Consider the following 14684-nt stretch of genomic DNA (forward strand, 5'->3'; position numbering starts at 1 on the left):
AGGGGTTGACGGGACTCTTCTGTGTTCTGTTATTAACGACAGTGGCCTTCGGGCCTAACCGCGGGCGCGATGCGTCCGGTGGAAATTTTGAAAGCAGGCGCATGGACTCCTCGCACCCTCAAGAGCAGCACGCCGAGACCCGGCTGGTCACCTCCGGCCGCGACACCAAGGCCCAAAGGGGGTTCGTCAATCCACCTGTCTTCCACGGCTCGACCGTGCTCTATCCGACCGCCGAGGACCTGCATGCCCATCGCGGCGAGTTCACCTATGGCCGCCACGGTTCCCCGACCACCAAGGCGTTCCAGGAGACGCTGATGGCGCTGGAGGGGCCGCAATGCGCCGGCGTGGGCATCGTGCCGTCGGGGCTGTCGGCAATCTCCACCACCCTGCTCTCGGTGCTGAGGGCCGGCGACCACATCCTGGTCGTCGACAACATCTATCGGCCCTCGCGCAATTTCTGCAACGGCATGCTGGCGCGCTACGGCGTCGAGACCACCTATTTCGATCCGCTGATCGGCGCCGGCGTCGACAAGCTGTTCAAGCCGAACACCCGCGCGGTGCTGGTGGAGGCCCCCGGCTCGCAATCGTTCGAGATGCCCGACATCCGCGCCATGGCCGAGGTCGCGCATGCGCGCGGCGCGCTCGTCATCGACGACAACACCTGGGCGACGCCGCTCTATCACCGCTCGCTCGAGCAGGGCGTCGACATCAGCATGCAGGCCGCCACCAAATATATCGGCGGCCATTCCGACATCATGTTCGGCACCATCTCGGCCAATGCCAAGGCCTGGCCACAGATCAACGAGGGCATCCGCCTGCTCGGTGTCTGCGCCGGTCCCGACGACGTGTTCCTCGCGCTGCGCGGTCTGCGCACGCTGTCGGTGCGGCTGGCGCAGCATCATCGCTCCGGACTCGACATGGCGCGCTGGCTCGCGGGCCGGCCCGAGGTCGCGCGCGTGCTGCATCCGGGCCTGGAGACCGATCCCGGCCATGCGATCTGGAAGCGTGACTTCACCGGTGCATCAGGCCTGTTCAGCATCGTGCTGAAGCCGGCGCCGCAGAAGGCGGTCGACACGATGCTCAATACCCTGAAGCTGTTCGGCATGGGCTTCTCGTGGGGCGGATTCGAGAGTCTTGCGATTCCCTTCGACTGCGACAGCTATCGCACGGCGACGAAATGGGCGCCCGGCGGCCCGACATTGCGCCTCCACATCGGGCTCGAAAACACTGACGATCTGAAGGCCGATCTCGATCGCGGCTTCGCTGCCCTGAAGGCGGCAACGTGAGCCTGCTCACAAGGCACAGCGCCATAGGAACGCGCATTCGCCGCAGGCGTTAACGCCCGTTGCCCAACAAACGGTTTGAACGCCGGACGTTTGGCGCTAGCCTCACCGATCGACTCCAATCCGGACACGGAGCATGGGAACGTTGGTTCTGCTCGATCTCATGGGCGGCGTTGCGCTGCTATTGTGGGGCCTGCACATGGTCCACAGCGGGATCCTGCGCGCCTTCGGTCCCGACCTCAGACGCCTGCTCGGCAAGGCGCTAGGCAACCGCGCCAGCGCGTTCGCCGCCGGCCTCGGGCTGACCGCGCTGCTCCAGAGCAGCACGGCGACGGCCCTGATCACTTCTTCGTTCGCAGCCGAGGGGCTCGTCAGCCTCGCCGCGGCGCTCGCCATCATGTTGGGCGCCAATGTCGGCACCACGCTGATCGTGCAGGTGCTGTCGTTCAACATTGCGGCCGTCGCGCCGGTGCTGTTCGTGCTCGGGCTCGTCGCCTTCCGCTCCGGCCCGCGATCCCGGATCAAGGACATCGGCCGCGTCTGCATCGGCCTCGGCCTGATGCTGCTCTCGCTGCACATCCTGCTCGATACGCTGGCGCCGGCGGAGAACGCGCCCGGCGTCCGCATCGTCATGTCGGCCATCACAGGCGATCCCATCCTGTGCGTCGTCATCGCCGCTCTCGTCACCTGGGCGGTGCATTCGAGCGTCGCCAGCGTGCTGCTGATCATGTCCCTCGCCTATTCGCAGTTCATCTCGCCCGAAGCGGCACTGGCGCTGGTGCTCGGGGCCAATCTTGGCAGCGCCATCAATCCAGTTTTCGAGGGCGCCAGGCGCGACGACCCGGCGAGTTATCGCCTGCCGGTCGGCAATCTCGTCAACCGCGTGGTCGGGATCGGTCTCGTCCTGCCCTTCCTGGGTGACGTCGCCGGGCACATGCACGCCTGGCAGCCCGATCTTGCGAGGATGACCGCGGCCTTCCACATCGCTTTCAATGTCGGCACGGCCATCCTCTTCATCGGCCTGCTCGACACCATGTCGCGCCTGCTCACCCGCCTCCTGCCAGATCGCGTCCAGGAGGCCGATCCCGCCGGCCCGCGCTATCTCGACGAGACCGCGCTGGAAACGCCGTCCCTGGCACTCGCCGACGCCGCCCGCGAGACGCTCCGCATGGGCGATTTCGTCGAGGTGATGCTGCGCAAGGTCATGACCGCGATGATGTCCGGCGACCGTGCGCTGGTCGACCAGGTCTCCAAGATGGACAATCTCGTCGATGGTCTCGACGAGGCCATCAAGCTCTACGTGACCAAGCTGATGCGGGGCAGCCTCGACGAGAGCGAAGGGCGCCGCGCGATGGAGATCATCTCCTTCGCCATCAACCTCGAACATATCGGCGACATCATCGACAAGAGCCTGAGCGAGCTCGCCACCAAGAAGATCAAGCGGCGCTTCCAGTTCTCGGCGGAAGGGGCCGAGGAACTCGCCGCGTTTCACAAGCGCACGATGGACTCCCTGCGCATCGCGTTCGGCGTTTTCATGTCGGGGGACGCCACCGAGGCGCGCAAGTTGCTGGTAGAGAAGACGGCGCTGCGCAACACCGAGCTTGCCGCGGTCGAGCGGCATCTCGATCGCCTTCGCGAGGGCCGCCCGGAGACCATCGAGACCACCTCGCTGCATCTGGACGTGCTGCGCGACCTCAGGCGCATCCACTCGCACATCTGCTCGGTCGCCTATCCCGTGCTCGATGCGGCCGGCGAGCCTTACCGCAGAGCCGAGGTGGACACCGTCACCCTGCCCGCATCAGGCGCAGCGTCGGCATTGCCGCGATGACGCCTTGGATCAGCGGTCCAGTGTCTTCGAGGCGGTGCCGCGGTTCTTCCAGATCAGCATGATGTTTCTGATGTAGATGACGGTCGCAAGGGACTGTCCGAGGATGATCACGGGCTCGCGCTTCACGACGCCGTAGACCAGCGTCATCAGCCCGCCGCCCATCGAGCAGAACCAGAACGCCATCGGGACTACGCTGTTGCCGGCGCGTTCGCTCGCGATCCACTGCACCAGGAAGCGCGCGGTGAAGAACAGTTGCGCGACGAGCCCGAACGCGAGCCAGAAGTCGAACTTGGCGACGAAGACGTCGTAGAGATAGTTGCTGAGCGCCTGACCGTATTGGATGATCATGCATGCACCTCGGTCACTTCCGGCGTCGGCTTCTTGCGGCGGATCAGCCACCATACGCCCGCGAGATCCATGATGCCGATCCACAGCCGGTCGAAGAAGCCATAGTTCGACACGCCGGAATGGCGCGGCCTGTCGATCACGTCGACATAGGCGATGTCGTAACCTTCCCGGCGGACCAGCGCCGGCAGGAAGCGATGCAGCCCGTCGAAATAGGGTAGCATCAGGAACACGTCGCGCCGAAACGCCTTCAGGCCACAGCCGGTATCGCGCGTCCCGTCCTTCAGGATCGCGTTGCGTACCCCGTTCGCCACGCGCGACTGGAACTTCTTGAAGCCGGTGTCCTTGCGGCCAACGCGTTGGCCGGCAGCGAGCCCCACGCGCCCTGCTCCTTTCTCGACCGCCGCGATCAGGTCGGGCAGGAAGGCCGGGTTGTTCTGGCCGTCGCCGTCGAGCGTCGCCACGATCTCTCCGCGCGCCGCACGCACGCCGCTGCGCACGGCGGCGGATTGGCCGCCCGATCGCGCATGGCGAAGCTGACGCAGATTGCTCCGCTGCTTCATGATGGCGGCGAGACGCTCGCCCGTCGCGTCGGTGGAGCCGTCGTTGACGTAGATGATCTCGTACGGCCACCGGCCATCGAGCGCCGCGCCGATCTCCGCGATCAGCGGCGCGATATTGTCGGCTTCGTTGCGCACGGGAACGACGATGGAAACCGAGGGCTGGGACGTCGACAAATCAAGGCTCGTGGTTGGAATTGGCCGCCTCAAAGGGAACCGGCGCCCCCCGCAGGCAGCCGCTTTTATGTGGCAGATGCCCCGCGGGCAACCTTTTTGAGGCGGTTCGAAACCCTCCCCGGAAGCGGCACGATGGTGCCGTCAGAGCGGATCGCAAAACCGAGCCGTCTGGCCGCGAACCAGTAGCGGACCGCCATGGCGCCGGCCGTGCCCACCAGGGCGCCGGCAACGACGTCGCTCGGATGATGGGCAAGCAGCACGAGGCGCGTCAGGAGAATCACGATCGCGTAAGTGAACATGAAGGCGCGCAGGCGCGGCCACAGCGACGACACGGCAAACGCGAGGGCGAATGCGGCCACGGCATGCCCCGAGGGCAGGCTGGCATAAGCGCCAGTCCCTTCGAATGGAACGAAGTTGAACGGATTGGGCGTGCCGCCGACGAACGGACGTCCACGACCGATGACGTATTTCAGGATCTCGGTCACCAATGCCGAGACGGCAACCGACAGAAACAGGAATTGCAGGCGCGTGCCGAAGCCGAGCAGCAGCGCGCGGCGAGTCCCATGTAGTCCCGCCGCAACGAAGGCGAGGACCACCAGCGCAGCCCCCAGCACCGAGAGCAGATACTCGTCCTTCCCGAAGTCGGTGAGGATACGGATCGGCCAGAGGCTGGGTGTCCCGCGGGGCGGCATCAGCTGGATCTCGGTCTGGTCGAAGGTGACCATGAGCGCAATGATCGCGATCGAGCCGGCCACGGCAAGCCACAGCGAATGCCGCGCCAGCTTGCGGGCTGCCTCGGCCCGGCGCGAATGCGAGGGCGAGCGCACGAGCTGCGCCAGCCCGCGCCTGGTCACGGCGAGCACTTGCGCGGGATAGCCGGCGCGCGGCGCACTGTCGGCCGGGGCCCGCATCCTACTCGGTGCCTTCCGAGCGGAAGATCGAGATCGAGATCGCGCGTCCTTGCGAGAAGTTGTAGCCCTCGATGCGGGCGCCGACCTTGTAGCGCAGCCCGATCGCCTCCGCGCGCTGCACGAAGCTACGCTCGGAGCGCTGCTCGATCAGCGCGAAGCGGCAGCTGCCCTGCCCGAGGAAATCGGCGGCACCGGAACCGTCAGTGAGCAAGGTTCGCGTGCCTACCAGAAAGACGAGGCTGGGCTCGTGATAACCGGCCGCAGCCGCTTTCGGCCCGACACAGGTGACGTTGCGCAGCGCGCGCGCGATCTCGATGCTCGGAAACAGCGGCGTCAGTGACGGCAGCACGATGCCGTAGACCGCCACCGCCAGCATCAGCGCGGCGACCAGCGCGTTGAGGAAAGAGCGCTCGGCGCGATTGTTGTCGTAGAGCCACCAGGCGAACAGGCCAAAGATCAGCGCGGCGGCGAAGAACGGCCAGGCCACGAATGCCGGCTGCCGCGTCAGGATCACCGCGCCCACGACCGCGATGATCGAGGCGCCCGCGGGGATCGCGAACCACCAGGCCGAACCGCGCGCCAGCCAGGAACGCGACAGCACGCGCTGCTCCACCGCGCCTGCGGTCAGGATCGCGATCGCCGGATAGAGCGGCAGCACGTAATGCGGCAACTTGGTCAGCACCGCCTCGAATACGATCCAGGACGGGATCAGCCAGGCCAGCAGAAATTGCGCGCCGGGCTCGCGCCGGGCCCGCCAGACTGCGGGAGCCGCCATCGCTGCAAGCGGCGCACCGGGCCAGAAGGTGATCCAGAACAGCACGAGGTAGAGTCCGGGCGGTGCACCGTGGGATTCCTGGGCACCCAGCTTGCTCAGCATGTCGCCGCCGACGGAGGTGGTGAAGAAGGTGTCGCCCGCGCGCCAGAAGATCGCGACAAACCAGGGCAGCACCAGCACCAGCATCCACATCAGGCCCCACACCGGGCGCAGCTTCCACAGCCAGGAAGCATCGCGATCCTGAATCGCGAGCGCAACGATGGTCAGGCCCGCGAACATCAGGATCAGCGGGCCCTTGATCAGGATTCCGACAGCGAGCGCAGTCCAGAAGATCGCGGGCCAGCTCCAGGGCGGATGCGTCTCGTCCTCGGCTCGTTGCCAGGACACATAGGCCCGCGCCATCGCGCCCATTGCGGCCACGACGCAGAACAGCAGCATGGCGTCGGTCTTGGCGAGCCGTGCTTCGACGCCGAGCAGCACGGAAGCGCACATCATCAGTGCGGCAAGCACGGCGGCACGCCGCGTGACGAAGCCGAGCGCGGCCCAATAGGTCATGAGCACGGCGCCGATCGCGCCCATCAGCGACGGCAGCCGATAGACCCAGATGCGCAATTCCGCCCTCGGCAGCTTGAGCAGCGACGCCGCCTCCACGGTCGCCGATTGCAACCAGTAGATGCCGACGGGCTTCTTGTAGCGGACGTCCTCCTGGAAGCGGATGTCGACGTAGTCGCCGCTCTCGACCATCTGCTTGGTGGCCTGGGCGAACCGCGCCTCATCGCGGTCGATCGGCGGGATGGTGAAGAAGCCCGGCAGGAAGAGCAGTAGCGCGCACAGAACCAGGAAGCCGACGGCGCGCGCATGGCTGGTCGTGACGATGTCGAGCATGCGCACGAGACCGCTGCCCGGATTTGCGGGCGATTTCGACTCTCGGGGTGCTCCAAAACGGGGGCTTGGGTAGGTCTCGGCCATTGGTTCCGCTTACGCCGAAACCGCCATCGCCACAACCGCTTGAGGCAGGGATCATTGAATTCGAATGACGACTGTGTCCGCGGCGCCCGTGGCATCGATCACGGTGAGCCGGGCAAAGCCGGGACCGGGCGGATCGATCAGCCGCTGACGGCGACCGTCGATCTCGCCGAGCGCGGTGCCATTAACCATGACGGTCATCGGCAACACGCCGCCGGCGACTTTGACCGGCATGGCTGCGCTTTCCCGACCACCCGATCGGTCGACGTCGATCCGCGAGCCGTTGAGCGGAAACTGAATGTGCAGCGGCTGCTCGCTTCCGGCGCGCACCAATTCTCCGACTGGGCGGAACCGCTTCAGCGGCAGCGGCAGCTTGGCGTTGCTGGCAACCAGGGTTCCCTTGGGCGCCTTGGGCAGCGGGACAAGCGTCTTGCCGCTCCGCGCGAAAGCGTCGAACAGGATCGGCGCCGCGGCGACGCGGCCAATCAGGCCGGGAACTGGGGCGCCGTCGGGCCGGCCGACCCAGACGCCGATGGTCATGCGGCCATCGAAGCCGACCGACCAGGCATCGCGGTAGCCATAGGACGTTCCGGTTTTGAACGCGATGCGGTTATGAGCGGCGTTCTCCGGGGGCGGCGTACCCAGGAGCACGTTGCCGACCTGCCAGGCTGCGACCTGATCCAGCAACCGCATCGGCTCGCGGTCGTCCTTGTCAGACATGATCTCCCGAATGGGCCTCGTGGTGCCGAGCCGGGCGAAGCCCGCATACAGCTGGGCGAGATCCTGAAGGGTGACGCCCACCCCGCCGAGGCCCATGGCGAGCCCTGGCGCCTCGTCCTTGGGCAGGACCAGGTTGCCGCCGGCCTGGCGCAGTCGCGACGCCAGCCGGCTGGAGCCGACGCGGTCGAGCAGCACGATGGCCGGCACGTTCAGCGACAATTGCAGCGCCTTCTTCACGGGCACCGTGCCCTGGAAGGTCATGTCAAAGTTCTCCGGCGCGTAGGAGCCGAAGCGGGCCGGACGGTCGTCGATCAGACTGTCGGGATGGACGAAGCCGTCCTCGAAGGCGAGCCCGTAGATGAAGGGTTTGAGCGTCGAGCCCGGGGAGCGGATCGCACGTGTCATGTCGACCTGCCCTGCCCGGCTTTCGTCAAAATAATCGGCCGAGCCGACGCGGGCGAGCACGTTCCCGCTCTCATTGTCGACCACGATGATGCCGACCGAGATGTTGGGCCCGAGCGCGATGGCGCGGTCGCGCGCCAGCGGCTCCAGCACCTTTTGCAGGTTCGCATCCAGCGTCAGCTTGACTACCGGCTTATCCTTGATCATCGACAGCGCGGCGTCCGAGGCGTGCGGCGCCAGGATCGGCATCGGCTTGCGCAGCTTCGGAATGGGAACGGCCTTGGCCTGCTTCGCCTCCTCCGCACTGACCTGATGCTCCCCGACCATGCGGTCGAGCACACGGTCGCGCGCGATGCGGGCAGCCTCGGGATGGCGATCGAGCCGGCGCGTCTCCGGCGATTGCGGCAGAGCCACCAGCAGGGCGGCCTCGGCCAGCGACAGCCGCTTCGGCTCCTTGCCGAGATAGGCAATCGACGCGGCGCGGATGCCCTCAAGGTTGCCCCCGTAAGGCGCCAGCGCGAGATAGAGATCGAGGATCTGCTCTTTGCTCAACGTTCGCTCGAGCTCGATCGCGCGCACGATCTGCCTCAGCTTGGCATAGAGCGAACGCTGGCGCCGCGGCTCCATCAGCCGCGCGAGCTGCATGGAGATGGTCGAGCCGCCCGAGACGATGTGGCCGCGCGTTCCGAGCTGCAACGCCGCGCGCCCGAGCGCAAGCGGGTCGAGGCCGTTGTGGGCGTAGAAGCGCTGATCCTCGTAGGCGAACAGCAGCTTCAGATACGTGGGATCGACGCTGGTCTTGGCATCGACCGGCAACCGCCAGCGCCCGTCGGCCATGGCATAGGCGCGCAGCAGCTTGCCGTTGCGATCGACAATGGTGGTGGAGACCCGGCGGGCCTCGTCGAGCGGGAGAGGACCGAGAGAGTAGACCCAGCCGACGAAACCGACGAGGGCGAGGATGAGCGTGAACGCAGCGGCTGACAGCAGACGAAAGGCTATCCGCCCTCGCCGCCCGTCATGGCCCGGCTTGACCCGGCCATCCACGCCGTCATCCACCGCCGCTGCGGCCGTGGATGCCCGGGTCAAGCCCGGGCATGACGACTGGTTGTGTGGCTCCGCTGCGCTCATCCAGTTCAACTCAGATTCGAGCTCGTCTCACTTCGCGGCGCGTACCTCGACAGTGCCCGTGCCGGTCCGCCCATAACGCGATGGATTGTACATGTCCTCGACATAGGCCTGCGGCAGGACGTATTTGCCGGGCGAGACCGCGCGCACGACATAAGCGACGGTGAACACGGACTTGGAGTCCGAGGCGCGGTCGACCGCCGCAGTGAAACGGTCATCGCGGAACTCGGTATGCTCGGGCTCCTCGCCATCCTCGATCCAGTCCAAAGTGCCGCTGTCACCGGACGACACCAGGTTCGGATTGTCGATCTCGAGACCGGCCGGGAGATAATCGGAGACCATGATGTGGCCGTACTCGGGCTTTGCCTCGGTGATCTTCAGCACCACCGCAAAGCGCTGGTTCTGCTTGACCTTGCTGATGTCGGCGGGCTTGCCGTCGAGCGTGAAGTAAGTGCGCTCGATCTTGAAGCCGTTCGATGCCGCCGGCTCCGGCGTCACCGGCGAGCCCGACACCGAGACCACCGCCTGCACCGGTGCGTCGCCGGTGTTGGTGATCTTCATCGGCTTGCCTTCCAGTGTCGCAGCCTTGTAGCTGCGGTACAGCGCGGTTTTCACCGGCTGGCCGTCCACCTCCATGGAAAGGTTCTCCTTGGCGAGCGCGCGCGCCGCCAGCACGAGCCAAGCATTCTCCTGCGTGGAGGTGTAGGGTGTCAGCCCGCGCGCGGTCTCGACCCGCACTACCGCCTTCGTCAAGGTCGCCTTCGGCGCGTTGCCTTCGCTGGCGAGCGACACCAGCGCTGCGGCGTCGCGAAGCTGCGAGCCGTAGTCGGTGCGGCCGAACTCCAGCGCCGGCTTCGGCGCGAGGCTGTCGAGAGCGGCACCATAGACCCGCTCGGCGCGGTTGCGATCGCCAACCAGCGCCAGCGCCGCCGCAAGCTGGGACTTCGCGATCGGGGTCGCGAGGTTGTTCAGCTTGGTGTCGGCGAGATAGCGGAGGTCACCGATCGGGGCTGCGCCGTTCCGTGCGAGCACGTAGAGGCCGTAGGCGAGTTCGCGGCCGCCATCCTTCTCCGGCTCGTCGGCATTGACGACGGAGTTGCGGATACGGTCGAGCGCGTTCTTGAACAGCACGTCCGGCACCGCAAAGCCCTTTTCGCGGGCGCGGGTCAGGAAGTCCGTCACATAGGCATCCAGCCAGGCATCGTCGCCGCCCGCCGACCAGAGCCCGAACGAGCCGTTCGAGCCCTGGCGCGCCAGCAGCCGCTCGATCGCGTCGCGGATGCGCTGGTCGACCTCCGTGTCCATGGCCAGATGCGCACCGGCTGCGAGGTCATTGACGTAGAGCAGCGGCATGGCCCGGCTCGTGATCTGCTCCGAGCAGCCGTAGGGATAGCGGTCGAGCGCTTTGAGGATCGTCGCCGCATCGAGCGCGGTCGACAGGCTCGCCGAAACCGAGACGCTGCCGGTGCCCGGCACGAGATCGGAGAACATGTCCGAGGTCAGCGTCAGGCTCTCGCCCTTGGCCAGCGTCCGGACCGAGCGCCGCGCGAGCACCTGGGTCGCCGGCTTGACGTCGAACGCATAATGGCGCGCCAGGGCAAGGCCATTCGGCCCCTTGATGTCGACATCGAGCGTCGCCTGCCCCGCCGCCGTTGCGTCAAGCGCGAGCGAGAAGGAGTTGCGCTGCTTGGCGGCAAGCTTGACGGTCGTGGCGGGATTGCCCGTCATCTTCACCGGGCCGCCTGTCTTCACGTTGATGGCGTAATCGCCGGCCTGGCCCTCGACGTTGTCGATCTCCAGGTTGACCGTGCCGTGGTCGCCATTGAGCAGGAAGCGCGGCAGGGTCGTGGTCAGCACCACGGGATCGCGGATCACAACGTCGGTGTTGGCGCGGCCGACCTTGGTTGCGGTCCATGCCACTGCCATTACGCGCGCGGTGCCGGCGAACTCGGGAATGTCAAAGCTGACTTCGGCGGTCCCATCGGCGGCGACGGTGACGATGCCCGAATAGAGCGCGAGCGGCTTCTGCGTGGGCGGCGAACCCTGGAGCTCGCCCGCACCGGCATCGCCGCCGGATTTGATCTGGCCGCGCGTGCCCGACATGCCGTCGATCAGTTGCCCGTAGAGGTCGCGGATCTCCGCGGTCAGGCGGCGCTGGCCGAGATAGAAATCATCAGGCGCCGGCGGCTTGTAATTGGTGAGATTGAGGATGCCTACATCGACCGCGGCGATCACCACCTTGGCGTCCTCGCCCGGATTGAGCCCGTCGAGCTTGACCGGGATCTTCAGCGCGGCGTTCGGCCGGATCAGCGCCGGCGGCGTCAGCTTCACCTGGAGCGTGCGGGTCTGCTTGTCGATGCCGAACCATTTCAGGCCGATCGCCCGGCCCGGCATGCGCTGGGCGGCCGCATCGAGGGGACGGCGCAGCGTCGCCACCACATAGGCCCCCGTGCCCCAGTCCTTGCCGACCGGGAGCTTCACCTGGGCGGTGCCTTCCTTGACGTCGATGGTCTGAGTCGTCAGGAGACGGTCGCCGAGCACATTGACGGTCAGCTTGCCGGCGCTACGGACATTGACGGACACCGTCATGGTATCGCCGGAGGCGTATTGCGGCTTGTCGATCGATGTCTCCAGGAGGTCAGGCGTGTCGGCGCTTCCATCCGAATACCAGCCGACGTCGAACTGCACGGAGGTTACCGGGCCGTCGGCCTCGTTCGATTTCACATCGAGCCGATAACGGCCGGGCTGCGGGCTGAGCGAGATCCGCGTCGGCCTGTCGGCCGCGATTGCGACATCGCCGTCGGCGACGCGCGAGGTCGATTTGACCGGCTCGTACTCCCAGTAATTGTTCTGGCGATACCATTGGTAGCGCGACTCGATCTTCAGGAGCTCGTACCGCAGACCGTCGCGAGCGAGCTGCTTGCCCTCCGGCGAGACGAACACGACGTCGAACTCGGCCTTGTCGCCCTCGGCGACGTTCTTCTCGCCAAACAGCGGCTTGACGCCGATCTGCGCAGCGGCCGGCGCGACCGGCAGCACGAGCTTGCGCTCGACGGCGCGCCCGCCGGTCTCGACCATGCGAACGAAGATCTGCGCCTCCTGCGGCCGGGTCGATGCCGGCTGACTGTCCAGCGTCACCGGGAAGGTCGCGACGCCGTTGGCGTCAGCTTCGGGCAGGTTCTCCAGCGGCGTGCGCTCGTTCGAGGTGGTCTCCTCGTCGTCGACGCCGAACTGGTAGCCGGCAAAGCCCGGCCGCTCGCTCGCAGGCGCGACCAGCATGTCGCCTTCAAGCGCAAGGCCTGAGGCCGGTGCGCCGTAGAGGAAATGGCCGTCCGCCTTCAGCTCCACTGGAACGTTAGCTTTGATAAGCTTGTCCTTGGCGGACAGGTCGAATTCGATCCGATCGGGGACGTAGTCCTCGACCATGAAGGTGGTTTCCCCGACCGACGATCCCTTCGGGTCGGTGAAGGCGCGCACCCGCCAGGTGCCGGTCGGGACAGCCGAGTTGAGCGGCACGGCCAGCGTGCGGCCGCCGGCGCCTTGGTCTGCCAGCACGGCACGGCGGAATTCGACGCCGTCAGGACGCTCGATCACCAGCGTCATCGGTCCCCCGGTGACGGCATTGCCCTGCCCGTCGCGCAACAGCGCGGTCAGATAGACGGTCTCGCTGGAACGGTAGACGCCGCGCTCGGCATAGACGAAGGCATCGGCACCCGCCGGGACGGTGCGCCCCGAGACGCCGCGGTCGGACAGGTCGAAGGCCGAGCTCTTCAGGCTGAGGAAGGCGTAGTCGGCCTTCTCGCCGGTGACGGTCAGCAGCGCTGGCGACAGCCCGCCCTCGCCTCGCGCAAGGCCGGCCTCGAACAACACGTGACCGGACTCGTCGGTCTTGCGCGTCGCCAAGATCTCGTTGTTGCGCGCGACCAGCCGCACCTCGGCCTTGCCAACCGGATCGGTCGAAGCCAGCGAGTTGACGAAGACGTGGATGCCGTCATTGCCGGAATAGGCGGAGACGCCGAGATCGGAGACGATGAACCATTGCGTGGCGATCTGGTAGTCGTCGTCCGAGCCCGGGCCCTTGGCGGCGGCTGTCATCACGTAGACGCCGGGCTGAAGCTCGCCAATCGCCTCGTCGACCGGGAATGCCGTGGTGACGTCCTGGTTCAGCGTCATCGCGGTTGCGAGCTCGCCGGACCAGACCTTGACGCCGCGCTCGTCGCCGAGATCGCTGAGCTGGTATTTGGACAGGGTCTTCTGGAAATCGCTGTCGACCACCGTGTTGATCAGGTTGCGGTCGCCGATCCGGAAGACGTTGATGTTGACGGCGGGCGTATTGACGCTGACGACGGGAATGCCGCGCTGGCCGCTCCGCGGCAGCACATAGGCGCGGCTGGTGAAGCGCACGAAGGGCTTGCGGTCGCGCACATAGATGTTGAACTCGGCCGATTTCGGCAGGCCCTCCTTCACCGTGGACGGCAGGCCGGCACGCAGATTGATGTTGTACCGCTCGCCGTGCTTCAACCCGTCGACGCAGAGCTGCTTGCCCTCGGCCGACAACGCCGGCTTGTCCTGGCCCGCCAGCGCCAGGAACGGTGCGAAATCGGTGCGCTTGGCGAGCTCCTCCGAGAACTGGAAGCAGGCGCGCGGGCTCGCCGAATCCGAGTCTACGGTATAGTCGAGCAGCCGGAAGCCGTGCTCGTCCCGCATCTTCTCGTACTGGCCGCGGACGTCGGCGACCTCGCGCATGTCCAGCGATAGCCGCAATGCGTCCAGGGCCGGCCGCCACAGCTTGCGCTCGGCGAACGACTTGCCGAGCACGGCGAGTGCGTCGGCCTCCACGCCCGGATTTCCTGCACGCTGATAGGCGATGTAGGCCGCAGTCGAGGCCCGCTCCAGGAGGAACGTCTGCTCGCTCGAGCTCTTGGGGGTGATCTGGAAGATGACCTTGGCGAGGCGCAGCCAATTGCCGGCATCTTCAGGCGTGGTGGCGGCGATCTGGCCGAGCACCGAGAGGCCGGTGCGGTAATCATTGCGCCGGAACGCGGCGTCGGCGTCCGTCTTGAGCGTCGCGCTGGTCTTGGCGACCGGCCCCGCCTCGCTCTTGATCTGCGCCTCCAGCTTGATCGCGGAATCAGCGAGATCGTCGCGCTTGAACGCCTTGTCCGCGGCTTGCGCGGCGCTTAGGCCGAACGCCAGCGTGGCGCAGAGTGTGACGGCGCGAAGCAAAGCGATCATGATGGACTCCCGGAAATCGCGGCAAACGCCGCGTCAGATGAAATGCGCGGAAAGGTGACGGACTCAAGGCGATGGAACCACAAGAACAAAACGCCGCATTGCGCCATGACAAGTCCTAACCAAACCGGTCAAGGTAGCGGCGCGCGCGCCCTTCCGGTTGGCGCAGCCTGACATGGCCGGTCGACCGGCAACCGTGTCCCGGAAGCTGTTCAGCGGCCCTGGCGATTTAACCGATCGTCCGTTCCGCTGCCGCTCGACCCCACACCCCGCCGTTCCGCTTTGTCGCCGCATTGAGGAAAAGGGTTCGGTTCAGGCTTGGCGAAACACCAGATTTTTCATATTGGCTGCTAGATGAAC

8 protein-coding genes are annotated in these 14684 nt (G+C 66.4%); 2 read left to right on the forward strand and 6 right to left on the reverse strand.

What is annotated here, in order from left to right; translation table 11 throughout:
- Window positions 1–101: 101 nt before the first annotated feature.
- Both metC and K408_RS0106275 read left to right on the forward strand, forming a co-directional pair.
- Complete coding sequence (metC, locus tag K408_RS0106270; RefSeq protein WP_024337772.1) at window positions 102–1286, forward strand: cystathionine beta-lyase; 1185 nt, start codon at window positions 102–104, stop codon at window positions 1284–1286.
- A gap of 133 nt (window positions 1287–1419) precedes the next feature.
- Window positions 1420–3111, forward strand: a complete 1692-nt coding sequence (locus K408_RS0106275) for a Na/Pi cotransporter family protein (protein ID WP_024337773.1) — start codon at window positions 1420–1422, stop codon at window positions 3109–3111.
- 9 nt (window positions 3112–3120) lie between these two features.
- Here the strand turns inward: K408_RS0106275 and K408_RS0106280 are convergent, their stop codons facing one another.
- The 6 genes from K408_RS0106280 to K408_RS0106305 all read right to left on the reverse strand — a co-directional run bounded on the left by K408_RS0106280 (window position 3121) and on the right by K408_RS0106305 (window position 14327).
- Window positions 3121–3459, reverse strand: coding sequence for a lipid-A-disaccharide synthase N-terminal domain-containing protein (locus K408_RS0106280; protein WP_008559030.1), 339 nt, complete (start codon window positions 3457–3459; stop codon window positions 3121–3123).
- Entirely contained in the window at window positions 3456–4193 is a 738-nt protein-coding gene (locus K408_RS0106285; protein WP_024337774.1) for a glycosyltransferase family 2 protein, read from the reverse strand. Before K408_RS0106285 ends, K408_RS0106280 begins: the two co-directional genes overlap by 4 nt.
- Window positions 4194–4258: 65 nt before the next feature.
- Window positions 4259–5104 carry a phosphatase PAP2 family protein gene (locus K408_RS0106290; RefSeq protein WP_024337775.1) on the reverse strand — a complete coding sequence of 282 codons (846 nt, stop codon included), beginning with the start codon at window positions 5102–5104 and terminating at the stop codon, window positions 4259–4261.
- Between the two features lies 1 nt (window position 5105).
- Window positions 5106–6848 (reverse strand): ArnT family glycosyltransferase, encoded by a 1743-nt coding sequence (locus K408_RS0106295; protein WP_024337776.1) that lies wholly within the window; start codon window positions 6846–6848, stop codon window positions 5106–5108.
- Between the two features lie 51 nt (window positions 6849–6899).
- On the reverse strand, window positions 6900–9011 hold the full coding sequence (gene pbpC / locus K408_RS0106300) for a penicillin-binding protein 1C (RefSeq protein WP_024337777.1): 2112 nt from the start codon (window positions 9009–9011) through the stop codon (window positions 6900–6902).
- Between the two features lie 111 nt (window positions 9012–9122).
- Window positions 9123–14327: an alpha-2-macroglobulin family protein gene (locus K408_RS0106305; RefSeq protein WP_024337778.1), complete on the reverse strand. Its 5205-nt coding sequence runs from the start codon at window positions 14325–14327 to the stop codon at window positions 9123–9125.
- Between the last annotated feature and the right edge of the window lie 357 nt (window positions 14328–14684).

Source organism: Bradyrhizobium sp. in8p8 (genome assembly GCF_000426845.1).
Taxonomy (GTDB): domain Bacteria; phylum Pseudomonadota; class Alphaproteobacteria; order Rhizobiales; family Xanthobacteraceae; genus Bradyrhizobium; species Bradyrhizobium japonicum_C.

What these genes read in the sequence shown, in the direction of transcription:
- metC (WP_024337772.1), top strand. Translation starts at nt 102, where the DNA reads ATGGACTCCTCGCACCCTCAAGAGCAGCACGCCGAGACCCGGCTGGTC.
- K408_RS0106275 (WP_024337773.1), top strand. Translation starts at nt 1,420, where the DNA reads ATGGGAACGTTGGTTCTGCTCGATCTCATGGGCGGCGTTGCGCTGCTA.
- K408_RS0106280 (WP_008559030.1), bottom strand. Translation starts at nt 3,459, where the DNA reads ATGATCATCCAATACGGTCAGGCGCTCAGCAACTATCTCTACGACGTC.
- K408_RS0106290 (WP_024337775.1), bottom strand. Translation starts at nt 5,104, where the DNA reads ATGCGGGCCCCGGCCGACAGTGCGCCGCGCGCCGGCTATCCCGCGCAA.
- K408_RS0106295 (WP_024337776.1), bottom strand. Translation starts at nt 6,848, where the DNA reads ATGGCCGAGACCTACCCAAGCCCCCGTTTTGGAGCACCCCGAGAGTCG.
- K408_RS0106305 (WP_024337778.1), bottom strand. Translation starts at nt 14,327, where the DNA reads ATGATCGCTTTGCTTCGCGCCGTCACACTCTGCGCCACGCTGGCGTTC.